Source organism: Microbulbifer sp. SE14 (assembly GCF_059834885.1).
On sequence record NZ_JCBAJA010000002.1, the window covers coordinates 90100 to 109426 of the forward strand.

At 65.6% G+C, this 19327-nt stretch carries 20 protein-coding genes; 7 read left to right on the top strand and 13 right to left on the bottom strand.

From position 1 onward, the window contains the following. Positions 1–45: 45 nt before the first annotated feature. From AC6R19_RS01940 to flgB, 5 genes are all read right to left on the bottom strand, one after another. Complete coding sequence (locus AC6R19_RS01940; protein WP_500577794.1) at positions 46–801, bottom strand: flagellar basal body rod protein FlgF; 756 nt, start codon at positions 799–801, stop codon at positions 46–48. 185 nt (positions 802–986) lie between these two features. After that, positions 987–2177, bottom strand: coding sequence for a flagellar hook protein FlgE (gene flgE / locus AC6R19_RS01945; RefSeq protein WP_500577795.1), 1191 nt, complete (start codon positions 2175–2177; stop codon positions 987–989). Between the two features lie 22 nt (positions 2178–2199). Continuing rightward, the gene (locus tag AC6R19_RS01950) at positions 2200–2880 is read right to left on the bottom strand and encodes a flagellar hook assembly protein FlgD (RefSeq protein WP_500577796.1); all 681 of its coding nucleotides are present in this window, start codon (positions 2878–2880) and stop codon (positions 2200–2202) included. Beyond that, a complete protein-coding gene (flgC, locus tag AC6R19_RS01955; RefSeq protein ID WP_500577797.1) occupies positions 2880–3275 on the bottom strand; it encodes a flagellar basal body rod protein FlgC in 396 nt (131 codons plus the stop codon). Before flgC ends, AC6R19_RS01950 begins: the two co-directional genes overlap by 1 nt. A gap of 34 nt (positions 3276–3309) precedes the next feature. Next, positions 3310–3720 carry a flagellar basal body rod protein FlgB gene (gene flgB, locus AC6R19_RS01960; protein WP_500577798.1) on the bottom strand — a complete coding sequence of 137 codons (411 nt, stop codon included), beginning with the start codon at positions 3718–3720 and terminating at the stop codon, positions 3310–3312. A gap of 155 nt (positions 3721–3875) precedes the next feature. Between flgB and flgA the strand changes: the two genes are divergently transcribed. The 6 genes from flgA to traF all read left to right on the top strand — a co-directional run bounded on the left by flgA (position 3876) and on the right by traF (position 8420). Next, positions 3876–4553 (top strand): flagellar basal body P-ring formation chaperone FlgA, encoded by a 678-nt coding sequence (gene flgA, locus AC6R19_RS01965; RefSeq protein WP_500577799.1) that lies wholly within the window; start codon positions 3876–3878, stop codon positions 4551–4553. An 84-nt stretch (positions 4554–4637) separates the two neighbouring features. Continuing rightward, positions 4638–4913 carry a flagellar biosynthesis anti-sigma factor FlgM gene (flgM, locus tag AC6R19_RS01970; protein WP_500577800.1) on the top strand — a complete coding sequence of 92 codons (276 nt, stop codon included), beginning with the start codon at positions 4638–4640 and terminating at the stop codon, positions 4911–4913. A 4-nt stretch (positions 4914–4917) separates the two neighbouring features. Further along, positions 4918–5367, top strand: coding sequence for a flagella synthesis protein FlgN (locus tag AC6R19_RS01975; RefSeq protein ID WP_500577801.1), 450 nt, complete (start codon positions 4918–4920; stop codon positions 5365–5367). A 68-nt stretch (positions 5368–5435) separates the two neighbouring features. After that, positions 5436–6680, top strand: coding sequence for an EAL and HDOD domain-containing protein (locus AC6R19_RS01980; RefSeq protein WP_500577802.1), 1245 nt, complete (start codon positions 5436–5438; stop codon positions 6678–6680). 209 nt (positions 6681–6889) lie between these two features. Then, a complete protein-coding gene (locus tag AC6R19_RS01985) occupies positions 6890–7252 on the top strand; it encodes an energy transducer TonB (RefSeq protein ID WP_500577803.1) in 363 nt (120 codons plus the stop codon). 16 nt (positions 7253–7268) lie between these two features. Next, the gene (traF, locus tag AC6R19_RS01990) at positions 7269–8420 is read left to right on the top strand and encodes a conjugal transfer protein TraF (protein ID WP_500577804.1); all 1152 of its coding nucleotides are present in this window, start codon (positions 7269–7271) and stop codon (positions 8418–8420) included. 127 nt (positions 8421–8547) lie between these two features. Here the strand turns inward: traF and AC6R19_RS01995 are convergent, their stop codons facing one another. From AC6R19_RS01995 to exaC, 5 genes are all read right to left on the bottom strand, one after another. After that, positions 8548–9099 (bottom strand): GNAT family N-acetyltransferase, encoded by a 552-nt coding sequence (locus AC6R19_RS01995; RefSeq protein ID WP_500577805.1) that lies wholly within the window; start codon positions 9097–9099, stop codon positions 8548–8550. A 325-nt stretch (positions 9100–9424) separates the two neighbouring features. Further along, a complete protein-coding gene (locus tag AC6R19_RS02000; protein WP_500577806.1) occupies positions 9425–10129 on the bottom strand; it encodes an RNA polymerase sigma factor FliA in 705 nt (234 codons plus the stop codon). 176 nt (positions 10130–10305) lie between these two features. After that, positions 10306–12378, bottom strand: coding sequence for a flagellar biosynthesis protein FlhA (gene flhA / locus AC6R19_RS02005; RefSeq protein WP_500578022.1), 2073 nt, complete (start codon positions 12376–12378; stop codon positions 10306–10308). Positions 12379–12383: 5 nt separating this feature from the next. Next, positions 12384–13535, bottom strand: a complete 1152-nt coding sequence (gene flhB, locus AC6R19_RS02010; protein WP_500577807.1) for a flagellar biosynthesis protein FlhB — start codon at positions 13533–13535, stop codon at positions 12384–12386. Between the two features lie 174 nt (positions 13536–13709). Further along, the gene (gene exaC, locus AC6R19_RS02015) at positions 13710–15230 is read right to left on the bottom strand and encodes an acetaldehyde dehydrogenase ExaC (protein ID WP_500577808.1); all 1521 of its coding nucleotides are present in this window, start codon (positions 15228–15230) and stop codon (positions 13710–13712) included. Positions 15231–15465: 235 nt separating this feature from the next. Here exaC and AC6R19_RS02020 point away from each other — a divergent pair, with 235 nt between their 5' ends. After that, positions 15466–16404: a helix-turn-helix domain-containing protein gene (locus tag AC6R19_RS02020; protein WP_500577809.1), complete on the top strand. Its 939-nt coding sequence runs from the start codon at positions 15466–15468 to the stop codon at positions 16402–16404. Here the strand turns inward: AC6R19_RS02020 and cheZ are convergent. Genes cheZ through AC6R19_RS02035 form a run of 3 tightly spaced genes read right to left on the bottom strand, consistent with a single transcriptional unit; the run spans position 16401 to position 19287 of the window. After that, entirely contained in the window at positions 16401–17096 is a 696-nt protein-coding gene (gene cheZ / locus AC6R19_RS02025; RefSeq protein WP_500577810.1) for a protein phosphatase CheZ, read from the bottom strand. The genes AC6R19_RS02020 and cheZ overlap by 4 nt on opposite strands. A gap of 30 nt (positions 17097–17126) precedes the next feature. After that, positions 17127–17513 carry a chemotaxis response regulator CheY gene (gene cheY / locus AC6R19_RS02030; RefSeq protein WP_500577811.1) on the bottom strand — a complete coding sequence of 129 codons (387 nt, stop codon included), beginning with the start codon at positions 17511–17513 and terminating at the stop codon, positions 17127–17129. 25 nt (positions 17514–17538) lie between these two features. Then, on the bottom strand, positions 17539–19287 hold the full coding sequence (locus AC6R19_RS02035; RefSeq protein WP_500577812.1) for a methyl-accepting chemotaxis protein: 1749 nt from the start codon (positions 19285–19287) through the stop codon (positions 17539–17541). Positions 19288–19327 lie beyond the last annotated feature (40 nt).

Below are 19327 nucleotides of genomic sequence, written 5' to 3' on the forward strand. Positions count from 1 at the left end.
CAGGCCCGCCACGGTCTTGGCCGGGCGGCGTTTCCCCTTGGTTGTCTATTCAATGGATAACAGGTTGTCCGCCCGGCGGGCGTTTTCGTCGGCGCTCTCGATCACCTTGATCTGCATCTCGTAGCGCCGCGCGTTGTCGATCATGGCCACCATGGACTCCACGGCGTTCACGTTGCTGCCCTCCAGGGCACCGCTGACCAGACGCGCGTTCTCGTCCCCGGGCAGGGGGTTTACATTGCCGGCCGCGTCCGGCGGCGCGCGGAAGAGGCCGTCCTCGCCGCGCTGCAGGCGGGTCTCGCCCGGGTCCACCAGCTTCAGACGGCCCACCTGCACCAGGGCCTCCGGGTCCTCGCCGGCGCCTATGGCACTCAGGGTGCCGTCGGCGCCCATGGACAGGGCCGCGCCCAGGGGCACCACCATGGGCCCGCCCTCGCCGATCAGCGGGCGGCCGGCGCTGGTGAGCATGCCGTTGGCATCCAGCTGCAGGTCGCCGCGACGGGTGTAGGCCTCGCTGCCATCGGCGGCCTGCACCGCCAGCCAGGCATTGCCCTGCAGGGCCACGTCCAGGTCGCGGCCGGTGGCGTTCACCGGGCCATGGCTGAAGTCCGCCCCCGGAGTGGAGGCCATCACCGAGGTGCGCGTGGGCAGCAGGCCATCGCCCTGCACCGGCACCGCGCGCAACGCCTGCAACTGGGCGCGGAAACCGGCGGTGGAGGCGTTGGCCAGGTTGTTGCTGACCACCGCCTGCTGCTCCATGCTCTGCCGGGCGCCGCTCATGGCGGTGTAGAGAATGCGGTCCATAGTTCAGCTCCTTATTTCAGAGCAGGTTCAAAAATCTTTGTCCGATCGAGGCTGCCAGCACTTCAGGTCTACTCATAGCCAGATCCCGTCGCCGGTGGTTGTCCGGGAAATATTTGCCGATGAAGCTTTTTCCCGGACAACCACCGGCGGCGAGGCCGATCGAAGCTCACACAAGGGCACGGCCCTTAGCGCAGGTTCACCGCACTCTGCAGGACCTCGTCCTGCACCTTGATGGTCTGGGTGTTGGCCTGGTAGTTGCGCTGGGCCACGATCAGGTCCACCAGTTCCCGGGTCAGGTCCACGTTGGAGACCTCCACGCTGCCGGATTCCAGCGTGCCGAACTGGCCAGTGCCCGCCAGGCCCAGCAGCGGCTGGCCGGAGCTGCCCGACTCCACCCAGCCGTTGTCGCCCGCCGGCGACAGTCCCTCCGGGTTGCGGAAGTTGGCCAGGGCCACGGTGCCCAGTACCTGGCTCTGCTCGTTGGCGTAATTGCCGATGATGTTACCCGCCTCGTCGAAACCGATACCCACCAGGGCGCCCGCGGCATAGCCGTTCTGGTTCAGGGAATCCAGGGCGAAGTCATTGCCGAACTGGGTGCTGCCGTCGAAGCTGACGGTGAAATTCAGCGGGTCGGCACCCCCGCCCGGTGCGAAGCTGTAGGTGGGGAAGCTGCTGGCGGCCCTGTCCAGGGTGCCGTCGCTGTTGAAGACCAGTTGGCCCACATTGGCGGTGTCGTCGCCGCCGTCCACCGCCACGCGCACCTCCCAGGTGTTGTCGGCTGTCTTGGTGAAGTAGGTAGTCATGGTGTGCTGCACGCCCAGGGAGTCATAGGCGGTGCCGGTGTTGGCGTAGGAGTAGCTGTTGCCGTCCGCGGTACTGAACGGTGTAGTGGCGCGATCGATAATGTCGACAGTGGCGTCCAGGTTGAAGGAGGCCTCCACGGCCGTGGTGGCAGTCGCGCTAAGGGCACCGGCCGGCACCTGCAGTACCTCCGGCTGACCGCCGGTGCCAACACCGGCGGGGAAACCGGTCAGACGCGCGCCCTGGGCGTTCTCCAGATAGCCCTCGCGGGTCAGGGTCAACTGGCCGTTGCGCGAGTAGACCACCTCGCCGGCCTGGGTGAAGCGGAAGAAGCCGTTGCCGTTGATACCCAGGTCCAGGTTGCGGCCGGTGGATTCCAGGGTGCCGTTGGAGAAGTCCTGCAGTACCCCCGCCACTCGGGTGCCCTGGCCCGCCAGGGCGCCGGTGTAGACGTCGGCGAACTGCACGCTGGAGCCCTTGAAGCCCACCGTCTGCGAGTTGGCGATGTTGTTGCCCACCACATCCAGGTTGGTGGCGGCAGCGTTGAGACCGCTGAGTGCCTGTGAAAATCCCATTGCTTGCTCCTTGAAGGGCTCGTCAGAGAATTTGGCGTATGTCGCCGAGGTCGACAGGTTCGGAAACACCGCCCAGGTCCAGCAGCGGTGCACCCCGATCGTCCAGGCTGACACCGTTGACCAGGGCGTAGTTGAGTAGAACGGTATCCAGGGGCTCGCCGCCGACGAGTGCCTCCACGGATACCGAATAGGCGCCCTCGGGTGCGGTGGTGCCGTCGTCTTTGATGCCGTCCCAGGTTAAGGACTCGACACCGGCGTCCAGCGCGAAGGGCTCGAAGCGGCGCACCACTTCGCCGTTGCCGTCACGGATAGTGATGCGCACCTCATCGGCCGCCTGCGGCAGCTCTATGCCGAAAGGCGTGGTAGCGCCCTCCTCTCCAACCAGCACCCGCTCGCCGGGCACCAGCACGCCTTTGCCGATCAGGCCGGTGGCCTGCAACACCTGGCTGGCATCCAACTGGCCGGTGATGCCCTCCAGAGTGTCGTTCAGGTCCTGGATACCGCTGACGGTGTTGATCTGCGCCAGCTGGGAGGTCATCTCCGCGTTCTCCATCGGGTTCATCGGGTCCTGGTTCCTGAGCTGGGTCACCAACAAAGTCATGAAGCTGTCCTGCAGTTCGACGCCGCCGCTGCGGGTGGAGGAGCCGCCGGTGGCGTTGAGGGCGGCGTGCACACCGCTGTCGATCACGTTGCTCGCGGCCATCAGTTCTCTCCCAGGGTCAGGGTCTTCATCATCAGTTGCTTGCCGGTGTTCATGACCTCGACATTGGCCTGGTAGGAGCGGGACGCGGAGATCATGTTGACCATCTCGCCGACCGGATCCACGTTGGGCATCTGCACATAGCCCTCGGCGTCCGCCAGCGGGTGCTCCGGGCGGTACTCGCGGCGCAGCGGCGACGGGTCCTCCACCAGGCTGCGCACCGCCACCCCGCCAAGGCCGTCGCGGCCGCGGGCCTCGAACACCAGCTGCCTGGCGCGGTAGGCCCGGCCGTCCGGGCCGGCCACGCTGTCGGCGTTGGCCAGGTTGCTGGCGGTCACGTTCATGCGCTGGGCCTGGGCGGTCATGGCCGAGCCGGAGATCTCAAAAATCGAAAACATGGACACGGGGTTCTCCTGTTCCTTTTAACTGCGCTTATTCCGGCTGCATCGCCGACTTGAGGCCCTGGATGCGGCCATTGAGAATCGTCAGCGCCGCCTGGTAGCGCACCGTGTTGTCCGCGAAGCGGCTGCGCTCCACATCCATGTTCACCGTATTGCCGTCCAGGCTCGGCTGGTCCGGCACCCGGTAGAGCAGGTCCACGGAACCCGCGGCGGAGGCAGTGCCGGCCATATGCCTCGACGAGGTGGTGCGCAGCGCCAGCCCGCCCTCCGCGCCACCACTTTCCGCGGCGCGGGCCAGTTCCCGGGAAAAGTCGAAGTCGCGGGCCTTGTAGTTGGGCGTGTCCGCGTTGGCGATATTGCCGGCCAGCACCTTCTGGCGCTCGTGGCGCAGGTTGAGTGCCTCCCGATCGAAATTCAGGGCGGTGGCGAGTCGGTCGATCATGCCGGTGCTCCCAGAGTCTTGCTTGGTCAGGGTGGAGGCTACAGCGGCGGGCGCAAGGCCAAAGGAACAAACAGGCCCCGGTTTTGCCCCTATTTCCGCTCTTCGCCCACGGGCGCACCACTTAAAATCCCCTGCAAACGGCAAAGCACAGATAGATGAAGGAACTTCGCAAGTCACTGGCGGCCGTGCTGCTGGCCGCATCCGTATTCCCCGCAGCCGCGGCAACAGACCCGGTGGCCGAAGCCGTGCGCGCCTTCCTCTACCAGCGCAGCGCGGCCCCTGGCGAGGAAGTGCGGATCGAGGTGCAACCGAGCACCGCGCAGATGCCGCGATGTGGACGGCCCAGGCCCTTCCTGCCCGGCAGCGGACAGAAACTCCGCGGGCGGGTCACCGTGGGCGTGCGCTGCGGCGAAGAGGGCCGGGTCCGCTACCTGCAGGCGCGGGTGTCGGTGATCGGCAGCTACTGGGTGAGTGCCGGCCCGATCGAGGCGGGCACCGCGATCGATGCGGGCATGCTGCGCCGGGCCCGCGGCGACCTGGGCGCCCTGCCCAGGGGCGCAATACTGGAGCGGGAGAAAATACTCGGCCAAGTGGCCAGCCGCCCCCTGGGCGCAGGCACGGTGCTGCAGGATCACCTGCTGAGGGCGCGCCCCCTGGTGCGGCGCCGCCAGGCGGTAACCCTGGAGGCCAGCGGCCGCGGCTTTCGCATAGCCCGGGAGGGCGTCGCTCTGGAGAACGGTGCCCTAGGCGAAAGAGTGCGTGTGCGACTGCCAGACAGGAGCCAGGTGACCGCGGTGGTGAGCGGCCCGGGGCGGGCGCAGGTCAGCTTCTGAATTTGTGATGCCGATCACAGGTGGCAACTAAAGAAGCGCGGAGATGTGCCGATACAGCCACTGAAGAATGACGGAGAACTCCCTTTGAAAATCGACAACATCACCCAGTTGACCCCGGCGAAGGCGCCGCGTGAGGGCAATCGTGGCGAAGAGGCGGCCGCCGCCACCGGGAGCGGGGCCGGGGAGGCCGCCTCCAGCGTCAGCCGCCTGCGCCAGCCCGGCGCCGACAGCAGCCGGGATATCGACACCGCCCGGGTGGAGGAACTGCGCCGGGCGATTGCCGAGGGCCGCCTGGAAATACGCGCCGACAGGATAGCCGACGGCCTGATCGACAGCCTGCACGAACTGCTGGAGCCTTAGCGCCATGGCGCTGGCGGACCAGTTGGAAACCCAGATGACGCGACTGCAGCACCTGCTGGAACTGCTGCGGGAGGAGCGCAGTGCGCTGCTGGCAGGCGGGGTGGACGGCGTCCGGCTGTCACTACTGGCGGAAGACAAGCGCCGCCTGCTGGCGGAACTGGAAGACTTCGAGCGGCAGCGCCGTCTGGCGCTGCGCCGCCTCGGCTACAGCGACGATCGCACCGGCGACGAGCGCGCCGCCGCCGATGCCGGCTGCCTGTCCCTGTGGCGCGCCATCCGCGAGTGCGCCGGCGAGGCGGCGGCATTCAACCGCGGCAACGGCGCCCTCATCGATATCCGCATGGAGCACAACCGGCGCCTGCTGGATTTCCTGCAGGAAGCGGCGGGCAGGGACCTCTATGGCCCCGATGGTCGGGCCCAGAGCCGCACCGGTCGCCTCAGTTCGCAGGCCTGACGCAGAACCCGGCCCCGCACCCCCTTCCCGATTCATTCTTTCTTACTGCGCAATTGGAGAGTCGACGCGTGACACGATTACCAGACACCATCGAGGACGACCTGCTCGATGTGATCCTGGCCTGCCGGCCGGTGTACTCCCGCAGCCAGGAAGTGGCCGCCTTTGAACTGCTGCTGCAGGGAGAACAACCATCCCAGGGGGCGACCCTGTCGGACATAGGAGCCAGCAGCCCGGTGATCCTCGGCACCTACACCCAGCTGTTCCAGGCCGGGCGGGTGCGGAGGGTACCCAGCTTCCTCAAGGTCACCGACGAGGTGATGCTGGCCCCCGAGCTCCCGGACCTGCCCAAGGACCAGTACATACTGGAGATGCCTGAGGGGATGCTGCTCACCTCAGACCGGGTGGAGCGGCTCAGGCACCTGGCCCAACGCGGCTATCGCCTGGCCCTGGCCGGTTACGACCCGGACGACGGCGAACTGGACGTGTTGCTGGACGTGGTGCACATAGTCAAGGTGGACGCACGCCTGCTGGATGACGGGGTCCTGCGCAGGGCGGCGGACAAGCTGCGCATCTATGGGGTGGAGATGCTGGCCGACAACCTCGACAGCAGGGAGCGTTTCCAGCGCTGCGTGGAATTGGGTTTCGACTACTACCAGGGCGACTTCCTCAGCGCCCCCTCACCCATCAAGGGCAAGAAAATCACCGGCAACAAGGTGCTGCTGCTGCAGCTGCTATCGGAACTGCACAGCCCGGATGCCTCTCCCCTGCGCCTGGAGGAAATTGCTCTCAAGGATGCCGATCTCACCTACCGGATCCTGAAGGTGGTGAATTCCGCCGCCGTGGGCCTGCGCCGGGAGGTGAACTCCCTCTCCCACGCCATTGGCCTGCTGGGCCTGGAGGAGATCAAACGCTGGGCGAACCTCTTCGTGGTGGCGGGCGAGCGCCACAAGCCGGAGGAGCTGACCCGCAGCATGCTGGTGCGCGGGCGCATGTGCGAAGTGCTGGCGGAAATCGCCGGGCGCGACAACACCGTCAACCAGTTTATCGTCGGCCTGCTGTCACAGCTTGACGCCCTGATGGACATTTCCATGGCCGAACTGATGGAACAGGTGCCCCTCAACAAAGAGGTCAAGGACGCCCTGCTCGAGCGCAGCGGCGGCCTGGGCGAAATCCTCTGCGAAGTGGAGCGCTACGAGCAGGGCCGCTTCGACGACCTGCAAATGCTGGGGGACACGCGCTTCTACGAGGCGGCCTACCGCCACGCCACCGCCTGGGCCCGACAGGTGCAGCAGGCCATGTGCTCCGGGGACTGACAGCGCGCCAGAATCCCCTTCCGCCCCGACACCGGGCCGCGCCCTGGACAACTTCCGCCACCCCGTCCGCTAAAGCCCGCCGTAATTCCGCCGATAGTGGAAGTGAGCAGGCTGTTTCAGCCTGCCGGCGCGCCCCTTGGCGGGGGCGCAGAAACTTCAAACCTCCGGAAGCCTGCCATCCGGAAAAACTTCCACCGGGGAATCAAGCCATGAAACTGTTGAATCTCTTTCTCACCCTGGCGCTGTCCACCGCGGCGCTGAGCGCCGGCGCCGCCGGCGACTCTCTCGACCGCTACGCCTCCAAACTGAAGAGCCACACTGCCAAGCACATCACCTACCCCAGGCGCGCGCAGGAGCGCCAGTGGGAGGGCGTGGTGCAGCTGCGCGTCACCATCGACGCCAAGGGCCAGGTGCAGGACATCCAGGTGCTGGAGGAATCCAACTACTCCAGCCTCAACCGGGAGGCCCTGCGCAGTATCGAGCGCGCCAACCCCTACCCCCCGATTCCGGCGGAGCTGGGCCTGGAAAGCTACCAGTTCACCATGCCCATCAACTTCAACCTGTCCGGCTGATCGAGCGGGGTCAAGCGTGAAAAAACAACTGACCATAGTGCCTGCGGCTCTGCTTCTCGCATCGGGCGCCACCAGCGCCGAGGTTCTCAGCGGCCGCGCCAGCGCCATGGGTGGCGCGGGCGTCGCCGGCGGTGACTACACCATCGGCGCCATCCTCAATCCCGCCAACGCCAGCTATTTCCGCGACGGCGACGACTTCGGCAGTTTCCTGAACATCGGCGCCATCGTCGACGAGCGCAATGACTTCCTCGACCTGGGGGACGATGTGCGGGACCAGCTCGATCAACTCGACGGCAGTTTCATCACCGCGGAAAACGCCCGCGAACTCTCCGCCCTGCTTTCCGACTTTTCCGAGGGGGCGCTCAGCGGGGAGTTCGGGGCGCAGTTCAGCGTGGCCATCCCCAACGAGGTGGCCAGTGCCGTCCTGTTTGCACGACAGAACCTGCTGCTTGCAGCCGCATTCGATTACAGCGACGAGGACCGGGAGTTCCTGGAGAACCTGTCACGGGAAACCTTCCGCGAAAACCACCTGACCTCCACAGCAACCGCCAGCGGATATTCCGTCAGCGAAGTGGGCATCGCCCTCGGCCGCATCATTCCCACCGGCAACCCGGAGTGGCAGTTATCTCTCGGGGCGACCCCCAAGCACCAGGCCGTCGAGACCATCGAGTACACCGCCTCCGCCGGAGACTATGATGCCGACGACCTGGACGCTGACAACTACCGGACAGAAGACTCGGGCCTCAACCTGGACCTGGGCGCCACCCTGGCCTGGCGCAACGCCCGCTTCGGGCTGTCGGCACGCAATCTGGTGGAACGGGAATACGAGACGGTGGGCGGCAACCGCATCCCGGTCGCCCCCCTGGTCAGTGTCGGTGCCGGCTACAACGGCGAGACCCTGACCGCCCTGCTCGACCTGGACCTGACCACCAACGCACTTCCCGGCCGGGGCGAGACGCGCTTCGCGCGTGCGGGCGTGGAACTGGATCTGGCCGACTGGGTGCAGCTGCGCCTCGGCTACCGCCAAGACCTGGAGGGCACCGTGGACGGAACCGCGAGCGCCGGTATCGGCTTCTCGCCCTTCGACGTGCTGCACCTACACATAGCCGCGATCAAATCCTCCGGCGACACCTTCGGGGCGGCGGTGGAGTTCGGGCTGGATCTCTAAACCGGAAATCAGGAGTGATGGACGTAGGTTGGGCTGAGCGCAGCGAAGCCCAACTCGAGGGGCCGAGCCAGTTGGTTGACTCACCCAACCTACGCACTAAATGCTGTCCCCGCGCAGGCGGGGAATCCTATTTGAGATCGGGGCCTGCGCATCGCCAATGATATACCAGGGTGACTGAACCATTTTCTTCGGCGCGCTCCCCCCCGGGACTCAACCCAGATTTGAGCAACACCCGCTGCGAGGCAAGGTTACCGTCAGCGACGGTGGCGATAATGTATTTCAGGGAATGCACCGTTGCACCATAGTCAAGCAGGGCGGGAACAACCTCACTGGCGAGGCCGCGGCCCCAGTGTGAACGGCGGAATGCGTACTTGATCTCGGGTTCCATCTGGCCACCTGGGTGAACGAGGCCACAGAACCCAACGACTTCCCCCGAATCCCTGCCCTCAAGGGCGAACATTCCGTAGCCGTACTTTTCGTAATTAGACTCGGTAACTGCAAGCCACTCGGCACACTGCTTCCGGGTGATGGGCCGCCCGTCACCAACCCAACGCACGACCTCCGGATCTGAATAAATCGCAAAAAGCGGCTCGAAATCCACGGGCACCCAGCGCCTGCATGCAAGTCGCTCAGTTTGAAAAATCTCGGCAACCTGAAGCTGTTTCAAAATGCGGGCCAACAAAACTGTATTGGAAGTACAAAAATGCTATGACGGGTTTCGAGAGACAGTCAATCGAGGGCACCATTTTCTTCAAGGCGACACTTGAGGCAAATGAAAGATCTTCCATGGAAGAAACAGAGAATCTGTTGAAAAGAATGCGCTCGCTTATCCAGCAGGCCGGGGCTTATCTACGGAACTAACCGATTTCATCAGAGCGGAATCGCGGCGAGTATGTTCCTGGCCGCGCTGGAGTTGCGGCGGTGCAAAGTACCACGAACCAAAGCCATTCAACATTAACCCGGCAAGTCCAATCACCGTGCAAGCGCCCCCTCGTAGACCTGGGTCAAGCTTCCGCCGCCAGCCGCGCCCGCAACCGCTTGACCGCCTGGCTGTGCAACTGGCACACGCGGGATTCGGTCACGCCGAGCACGGCGCCTATTTCCTTCAGGTTCAGCTCTTCCTGGTAGTAGAGCCCCATCAGCAGCTTCTCCCGCTCCGGCAGCGCCTCGATGGCCTCCAGCAGCCGCTCGCGCTGCTCCCTGTCCACCAGGGCGGCGAAGGGCGACGGGGGAGCGCCGGCACCGGCCTCCGGCTCGCCGCTCTCCGCCACCAGTTCCTCGTAGGGCAGCAGGTGGCCACTGTTGGTGTCGTTGAGCAGCTGCCGGTACTCTTCCAGATCCATACCCATTTCCGCCGCGATCTCGCGCTCGCCGGCGGGGCGCCCCAGGCGCTGCTCCAGCTTGTACAGCTGCTGTTCCACCGCGCGGGCGTTGCGGCGCACACTGCGCGGCAGCCAGTCGCGGGTGCGCAGCTCGTCGATCATGGCGCCGCGGATGCGCTGGCTGGCGAAAGTGGAAAAACTGGTGCCGGCATTGGGGTCGAAGCGCTGCAGCGCGTCGAGCAGTCCCAGGGTGCCGGCCTGGATCAGGTCATCCAACTCTATGCCGGAGGGCAGCTTCACCTGCAGGGCCAGCGCCTGGCGCCGGACTGCCGGCAGGTGCTCCTCCAGCAGCGTGTCTCTGTTGATTTTTCCCTGTGCCGTATACATAGGATTCCCCGGGCAATACCTCGCTCCCCTTCGGAGCTGTCACCTCTTGTGTCTCGGCTCCCGGCGGAAGAAGCTGCCGGAAGCCGATCCATTATTTGCGGTGGGGGAAATTTGTAAGCGCGGAATAGAAGGCCTTGTTGGGGGCTTTTTTTCCGTTAAGCCGCCGGAGACGGGCCTCAGGCCACGCCGCCGATCAGGTTGGTGACACGCAGCTGGCGGTCGTCGGGGATCTCCGCCTGGGACACCACCGCCAACTGGCGCAGGCGCCGGCGCAGGAAATGCGCCAGCAGCGGGCGCAGGCCGTGCTGCACCACCAGTACCGGCGGCTCGCCGGCGGTCTCCTGGCGCTCCAGGGCCGCGGCGGCCTGGGCCATCAGGGTGTCCGCCAGGCCCGGTTCCAGGGCGCCGCCGCCGTCCAGGGCCTGGGCCAGCACCTGCTCCAGCCGGCCGTCCAGGCCCATCACGCGCAGTTCGTCCTCGCCGGGGAACCATTGATGGGTGATGGCGCGGCCCAGGGCGATGCGCACCCTGGCGGTGAGCTCGTGGGCGTCCTGCTGCTGGCCCCCGCAGTCGGCCAGTGTGTCGAGAATGCTGCGCAGGTCGCGGATGGGCACCTCCTCGTCGAGCAGGTTCTGCAGTATGCGCTGCAGCACCGTGAGCGACACAACCTTCGGCACCACCTCCTCCACCAGGCCCTTGTTGTCCCCGCCCAGCTTGTCGAGCAGCTGCTGCACCTCCTGGCGCCCGAGCATCTCGGCGGCGTGGCGGTGCAGCAGGTGGTTGAAGTGGGTGGCCACCACCGTGCCCGCATCCACCACCGTGTAGCCGTAGACCTGCGCCTGTTCGCGCTGCTCCGCGTCCATCCACACCGCCGGCAGGCCGAAGGCCGGGTCCTCGGTGACGGTGCCGGCCAGTTCCCCGGTCACTTGGCCGGGGTTGATCGCCAGCCACTTGCCCGGGAAGGCCTCGCCGCGACCCACCTCGGCGCCCTTCAGGGTCACCACGTAGCTATTGGGGCCCAGCTCCAGGTTGTCGCGGATATGCACTACCGGCGGCAGGAAGCCCACCTCGCGGGCAAATTTCCGGCGCACGCTCTTGATGCGCCCCAGCAGTTCGCCCTGCTGGCGCTGGTCCACCAGCGGGATCAGGCGGTGCCCCACCTCGAGCCCCAGGGTGTCGATCAGTTCCACGTCGTCCCAACTGGCCTCCGGGGCCTCCTGCTGGGGCGGAGCCTCCGCCTGCATCTGCGCCTCCGCCAGGCGGTCGTCCCGGCGCCGGCCGATCAGCCAGGCCAGGCCGGCCAGGGCGGCGGTGAACAGCAGGAAGACGAAGTTGGGCATGCCCGGTACCAGCCCCAGCAGGCCCATGACGCCGGCGGCCAGGTAGAGCACCTTGGGGTTGGTGAGCAGTTGCTCGATCATCTGCTGGCCCACGTCCTGGTCGGTGTTGACCCGGGACACGGTGACGCCGGCGGCGGTGGAGATCACCAGCGCCGGAATCTGCGCCACCAGGCCGTCGCCGATGGTCAGCAGGGTATAGGTGCGCGCGGCGTCGGCGAAGGACAAGTCGTGCTGCATGGTGCCGATCAGCAGGCCGCCGATGATATTCACCGCCATGATCACCAGGCCGGCCACGGCATCGCCGCGCACGAACTTGCTGGCGCCGTCCATGGAGCCGTAGAAGTCCGCTTCTTGGGCCACCTCGGCGCGGCGTGTGCGGGCCTCCTCCTCGCCGATCAGGCCGGCGTTGAGATCGGCGTCGATGGCCATCTGCTTGCCGGGCATGGCGTCGAGCATGAAGCGAGCACCCACTTCGGCGATGCGCCCGGCGCCCTTGGTGATCACCATGAAATTGATCACCACCAGGATCAGGAACACCACCAGCCCCACGGCGAAGTTGCCCCCCACCAGGAACTGGCCGAAGGCCTCGATCACCTTGCCGGCGGCGGCGCCGCCCTGGTGGCCCTCCATCAGCACCACGCGGGTGGAGGCCACGTTGAGGGCCAGGCGCAGCAGGGTGGTGAACAGCAGCACCGCCGGGAAGGCGGCGAAGTCCAGCGCGCTGAGCGTGAACATGCTGACCAGCAGCACCATCAGCGACAGGGCGATGTTGAAGGTGAAGAACATGTCGAGGGCGAAGGGCGGCAGCGGCAGTATCAGCATCGCCATGATCAGCAGTATCAGCACCGGCCCCGCCAGCACCTTGCCGCCGGGGTTGCCGAAACCGTTCGCGCCCAGGTAGCGGCTCATCGGGTTCACTCGGCTGTCTCCATCTCTTTGGGCTCCATCTCTTCGGGCACAGGCAGATCCGCCGGCGTCTCCGGGAATTCACCGTCGCCGTCGCGGGCGCGGCGCAGGCGCATGGCCCACACCAGCACCTCGGCCACGGCGGTGTACAGCTGGCCGGGGACCTCCCGGTCCAGGTCCACGTGGCGGTAGAGGGCGCGCGCCAGCGGCGGCGCCTCCAACAGCGGCACGCCGCTCTCCACCCCCAGTTCGCGGATGCGCGCAGCTATCGCGTCCACGCCCTTGGCCAGCACCCGCGGCGCGGCCATGCGGGTCTCGTCGTAGCGCAGGGCCACGGCGTAGTGGGTGGGGTTGGTGACGATCACGTCCGCCTCCGGGACCTTGCTCATCATGCGGCTGCGGGCCATGGCCTGCTGCTGTTGGCGGATGCGGCCCTTGAGCTGTGGGTCGCCCTCGGTCTCCTTGTGCTCGCGGCGGATCTCTTCCTTGCTCATGCGCAGCTTCCTGGCGTGGCTCCACAGCTGGTAGGGCACGTCGATCAGTATCACCAGCACCAGGGACAGCACCATCAGGCCGCAGGCCTGGGCCGCCAGTTGCAGGGCAGCCGCCAGGGCCTGTTCCCGGGGCATGTCCATCAGGGCCATGAACTCGCCGCGCCTGGCCACCAGGAAGGCCGCCACCACGCCGCCCACCAGCAGCGACTTGGCGATCGCCTTGGCCAGCTCAGCCAGCGCCTGGGAGGAGAACTGCCGCTTGAGGCCCTTGATCGGGTTGAGCTTGGAGAGCTGGGGTTTCAGGGATTTGGCGGAGACCAGGAAACCTCCTAGCAGGTTGGGGGCCACCAGGGCGATGGCCGCCAGCAGAAGGAACAGGGGCATCAGGGAAAAGAGGGTGCGGGCGCCCAGGTCAGCGGCGTGGGTCAGCATGACGGTGCTGTCGAAGGCCTGCTGACGCTCGAACAGGAAGGACTGCTCCATGACCAACCCCACCTGGCCGAACAGCAGCGGCCCCAGAGCCCAGAGGCCGCCAACGCCGCCGGCCAGCAGCAGCACCGTGGCCAGCTCGCGGGAACGAGCCACCTGGCCCTCCTCGCGGGCCTTCTGCAGGCGCCGGGGCGTGGCCGCTTCTGTCTTTTCCTGGTCTTCGCTATCGTCGGCCATGGGGCACTCGGCGGTTGCTCGGGTGCCGTGCATTGTCGACCAGGGGCGCCGCGAACAAAGGGCCGATAAGCGGGGTTTGCGGGCGGTTATTCGGGATTCGGTTCGGCAACGCCCGAACCCGGACTGAAAAAGGGGGGAGCAGAGGCTCCCCCGGCAGGCGCGAAACAGCGAGGTTTAGAAAAAGCCCATGGGGTTGACGTCGTAACTGACGAGCAGGTTTTTGGTCTGCTGGTAATGCTCCAGCGCCTGCTTGTGGGTTTCCCGGCCTATGCCCGACTGTTTGTAGCCGCCGAAGGCCGCGTGGGCGGGGTAGTGATGGTAACAGTTGGTCCACACCCTGCCCGCCTGGATACCGCGCCCCATGCGGAAGGCGAGGTTCATGTCGCGGGTCCACAGGCCCGCACCGAGGCCGTAAGGGGTATCGTTGGCAATGGCCAGCGCTTCCGCTTCCGTCTTGAAGGTGGTGACGCCGACCACGGGCCCGAAGATCTCCTCCTGAAATATGCGCATCTGGTTGTCGCCCTTGAACAGGGTCGGCTGCACGTAATAGCCCTTTTTCAGCGTCCCGCTCATCTCCTCGGCCGCGCCGCCAAACAGCACTTCGGCGCCCTCTTCCAGGCCGATCTCGATATAGCCCATGATGCGTTCCATCTGTTCCTGCGAGGCCTGGGCGCCGATCTGTGTTTCGGTGTCCAGTGGGTTGCCGCGCCGGATGGCCCTGGTGCGCGCCACTACCCGCTCCATGAATTCGCCGTAGATGGATTCCTGCACCAGCACGCGCGACGGGCAGGTGCACACCTCGCCCTGGTTGAAGAAGGCCAGCACCGTGCCCTCCACACACTTGCTGATGTATTCCTCTTCGTGCCGCATGATGTCGGCGAAGTAGATATTGGGCGACTTGCCACCCAACTCCACGGTGGAGGGAATGATATTTTCAGCGGCGCACTTGAGAATGTGCGAACCCACGGCGGTGGAGCCGGTGAAGGCGATCTTGGCGATGCGCTTGCTGGTGGCCAGTGCCTGCCCGGCCTCCTCGCCGACGCCGTTGACGATATTCACCACTCCCGGCGGCAGCAGGTCGCCGATCAGTTCCGTCAGCACCAGGATGGAGACCGGGGTCTGCTCAGCGGGTTTCATTACCACGCAGTTCCCCGCAGCCAGGGCCGGTGCCAGCTTCCAGGCCGCCATCAGCAGGGGAAAGTTCCAGGGAATTATCTGGCCGACAACACCGAGCGGCTCATGGAAGTGGTAGGACACCGTATGCTCGTCCAGGTCGGCGCTAGTCCCCTCCTGGGCGCGGATACAGCCGGCGAAATAGCGGAAGTGATCCGCACACAGGGGAATATCCGCGGCCAATGTCTCGCGCACCGCCTTGCCGTTGTCCCAGGATTCCGCCACTGCCAACATTTCCAGGTTCTGCTCCATGCGGTCGGCGATTTTCAGCAACAGGTTGGCCCGCTCGGTCACAGAGGTCCGGCCCCAGGCGTCCTTCGCACGGTGAGCGGCATCCAGCGCCAGGTCGATGTCCTCGGCACCGGACTGGGGAACTTCGCAGAAGGCTTCCCCGGTAATCGGCGAAACGTTTTGCATATAGCGCCCCATCACCGGCGCCTTCCACTCACCACCGATAAAGTTCTCGTAGCGGGATTTGAAATTGATCAGGGCTCCTGCCTGCCCAGGTTGTTCGTAGATCATCGCTGTCTGCCTCTTGTTGTTGGCCACTCCCCGCCGCTGGCCGGAACATTGTTATCCCGCGCGGCTGGGAGTAGTCTTGGGAATTGAAACGCCGGAGAGAAACCCCTTGTGGGCAACTCCTGCTTGCGGACATACGTATAGGAATCTAGGAGTTCGGAGGTGGGCTCGCTTGCCGCTCAGTACAGATCGCTTGATCCTGAGTCCAGGGACTCCCCCGACAGCCGTAACAATCAAGATGCCAGAAGCGATTAGATGCGATCGCCGCCAGCCGCAGCAGCTGATCGAAAACCGGATCTGCTTTGCCGGTCCCAATTCCGAACTCAGCGTCTACGACACCTATCTGCCGGCGCAACAGGTGGGCCTGTCTGCGGGGGAGCTGCTGTACTGCGGCATGATCAGCGGACGCAAGATATTGCACGGCGCCGGGGACTACACCGCGGAATTCCTGCCGCAGGAATCCTTCGTCATGGCGCCGGGAGAGTATATTGAGATTGATTTTCCCGACGCCCGTATGGAAAGCCCCACTTCCTGCCTGACCGTAGAGATTTCCAAGGAGCGGGTGGAAGAGATCTGCGCGCTACTGAACGGTGCCGCGCCCTTGCATCGGGGTTTCGAGGACTGGCGTTTCCGCCCCGACTCGCTTGTGCACCCCCCCCACAGCCAGGCCACCCAGGCACTGCTGCGGCGGCTGGTAGCCACCTTTACCGAGGATTCACAAGACCGCGACCTGTTGATCGACCTGGGAATCCGCGAACTGGTGGTGCGCATCCTGCGCCAGCAGACCCGCGATTTCCTGCTGGCGCTCTGCGCACGAGATCCGCAGGTCAACGGTATCGGCGCCGCCTTCCACCACATCCGGCAGCACCTGGACCAGCCGCTGGATATCGATCAACTGAGCAGAATCGCCTGTATGAGCCGCAGCCGCTTTTTCAGTGAATTCAAAAAGCACACGGGCTGCACGCCGCTGGAATTCCAGCAGCAGCTGCGCATGCAGGCGGCCCGCGAACGGCTGGAGAAGGGAGAATCTGTGACCCGGGTTTGTTTCGACCTGGGCTACAGACACCTGAGCCATTTCAGCAGGCGGTTCCACCAGCAGTTCGGCATCAGCCCGAAACAGTGCCGGGACGGGCACGCGAAGGCGCGGCAAGCGCCACACAGCTTGGACTCCGCTTAAAACCCCAGTTCATCGAGCAGATCATCCACCTGGTCCTGGCTGCTGACGACATCGTCGCCGCCGCTGCCGATCTGCGGGCCGTTGACCAGGGAAGCCTCCTCGCGCTTGCGGCTGTCGGCGGCACTGCCGTCCTCCAGGCGCCGTTTGAGGATCTCGCGCTCCTCGCCCTCGGGCACGCTCTCCAGCAACACCTGCAGCAGTTGGTGCTCCACTTCCTGGATCACCTCCATCATTTTCTTGATCACCTGGCCGGTCAGGTCCTGGAAGTCCTGGGCCATCATGATCTCCAGCAATTCCTTGCTGGTGTCGCGGGCCATGGCCGGCACCGACTCCAGGTAGCTGCGGGTGTCCCTGACCAGTTCGCGGGCCTCGTCCAGTTCCACCGGGTTCTCGAACCAGGCCTGCCACTGTCTGTCGAGGGCCTCGGCCCGGGACTCTATCTCGCCCTGCAGAGGCTGGGCCCTGTCCACCGCGTTGAGCGCCCTCTCCGCCGCCTGCTCGGTCATCGAGGCCACATAGTTGAGCCGGGCGCGGGCGTCGGGAATGGCCTTGGCGGCCTTCTCCACTTCCTTGTCCAGGCCCAGTTCGCGCATGCTCTCGCGCAGCATGCGGGTGAGCTGCCCGATGCGCTGTATCAGGTCATCGCTGTGAGCGCCATCCGGGACAGCCAGTTGCCGTGCCTCACCACTCATAGTCACTTCTCCTCAGGGGTAAGGTGGGCCCTACTTTCCCAACTTCTCGAAAATCTTGTTGAGTTTTTCTTCCAGGGTGGCAGCGGTGAACGGCTTGACGATATAGCCGTTGGCGCCGGCCTGGGCGGCCGCCACTATGTTGTCCTTCTTCGCCTCGGCGGTGACCATCAGTACCGGCAGGGCCCTGGTGGCCTCGTCGGCGCGGATCTGCTTGAGCATGTCGAGGCCGTTCAGGTTGGGCATGTTCCAGTCCGACACAACGAACTCGAAGCCCCCGCCGGCGAGCTTGGACAGCGCCTCCTGGCCGTCCTCCGCCTCCTCCACGTTGGTAAAGCCCAGCTCCTTCAACAGGCTGCGAACGATGCGGCGCATGGTGGGGAAATCGTCCACCACCAGAATCTTCATACCCTTTTCCATCTTGTACTTCCCACTAGGTCGTCGATTAAAACTCTTCCCACTCATCGTCGCCGGCGGCCACCGGCTCGCGGCGCGACTCTTCCGCCAGCGCGGCGGGCCCGGTCTCGCCCCGGCGCTCCGCGGCGCCGTTTTCACGGGGCTCCTCGGTGTCGTTGGCCACCGGTCGCGCAGCATCGCCGCGCGCCGGAGCGGAGACTCCGGACTCCACCTCGACGGAGAGGCGGAACACCGCCACCGCCTCTTCCAGGCGCCGGGCCTGCTCCTCCAGGGAGGCCGCCGCGGCGCTGGCCTGCTCCACCAGGGCAGCGTTCTGCTGGGTGGTCTCGTCCATCTGGCTGACGGCGCGGCTGACCTGCTCGATGCCGCTGCTCTGCTCCTGGGAGGCGGCGGAGATCTCGTCCATGATGTCGGTGACCCGCTTCACCGCAGCCACCACCTCCTTCATGGTCTCGCCGGCCTGGGCCACCAGGTCGGCGCCCTCCTCCACCTCGCTGACGGAGCTCTCGATCAGCGCCTTGATCTGGCGCGCGGCGTCGGCGCTGTTGCCGGCCAGTTTGCGTACCTCGCCGGCCACTACGGCGAAGCCGCGGCCCTGCTCGCCGGCGCGGGCCGCCTCCACCGAGGCGTTGAGGGCGAGAATATTGGTCTGGAAGGCGATGGAGTCGATCATGCCTGTGATCTCCGCCACCTTGCGGGAGCTGTCGGTGATGCCCTGCATCTTGGCGGAGACCTGCTGCATCACTTCGCCTCCGCGGGTCGCGGTGCCGGAGGCGTCATTGGCGAGGCCACTGGCCTGGCGGGCATTGTCCGCGTTCTGTTTCACCGTGGCGGTGAGTTCCTCCATGCTGGAGGCGGTCTCCTCCAGGGAGGCGGCCTGCTGCTCGGTGCGGGCAGACAGGTCGGTGTTGCCACGGGCGATTTCCGAGGAGCCGGTGTAGATGGAATTGCTGCCCGCGCGCACCTGGGTGACGATGCCGCCGAGGCTGTCCTGTACCTCGCGCATGGCGTTGAACAGCTTGCCGATTTCATTGCGCCCGCGATCGTTGATCGGGTGGGACAGGTCCGCCTGCGCTATGCGCTGCAGGTTTTCCACCGCTTCGCCCAGGGGCCTGACCACTGCATTGCGCAGTAACAGGTAGATCAGCGTCAGGATCAGGACGATGGTCGCCAGTACCGCGATACTGACCCTGCCGTAGCTGTCGCTCCTCTCGCGGTAGCCGGCCATTATGGCGGCGCTGTCCTCCCCCGCCCGGTCCAGGTAGTCGAGCAGGGCCGAGTTGAGGTCGTCGTTGAGGAAGCCCACGTCCTCCTGCGCCTCGCGATAGCCCCGCAGGTCCGGCTTGTCCTGTTGCAGCATCTGGTGCTGGACCTGGACCTCGCCAAGCAGTTCCGGGAAGACGGCGGCCAGCTTGTCGAAGGCCTCCGATTCTTTTTTCGTCTCCCCGCTTTCCTGCAGGGCGGCGAACTTCTCGCCGGCGCGCGCCAGCAGCGGCCCGGCCTCTTCCAGGTAGGTGCCCGCGCTAAGCTTGCGCCCGGCGTCCAGTTCGTCGGCGGCCAGGTCCATCTCGATACGCCCCTGGTTGAGCATGGTGATGGCGCGGAAGATGTCATGGAGTTCCTGCACGTTGACCCGGTGCAGGGTGCGGATGGACTCCTCGCCGACCTGGCTGGTGGTGATGCGCAGGGTGGCCAGGGCCCCCATCAGCAGGGTGCAGCACACCAGCACCCCCGCCACTATGGTGTTGATATTGAGATTCCGGATCAGCTTCTTCATGGGCGGCGTTTCCTCCTCGTCCGTCCTGCAGGAATTCTTG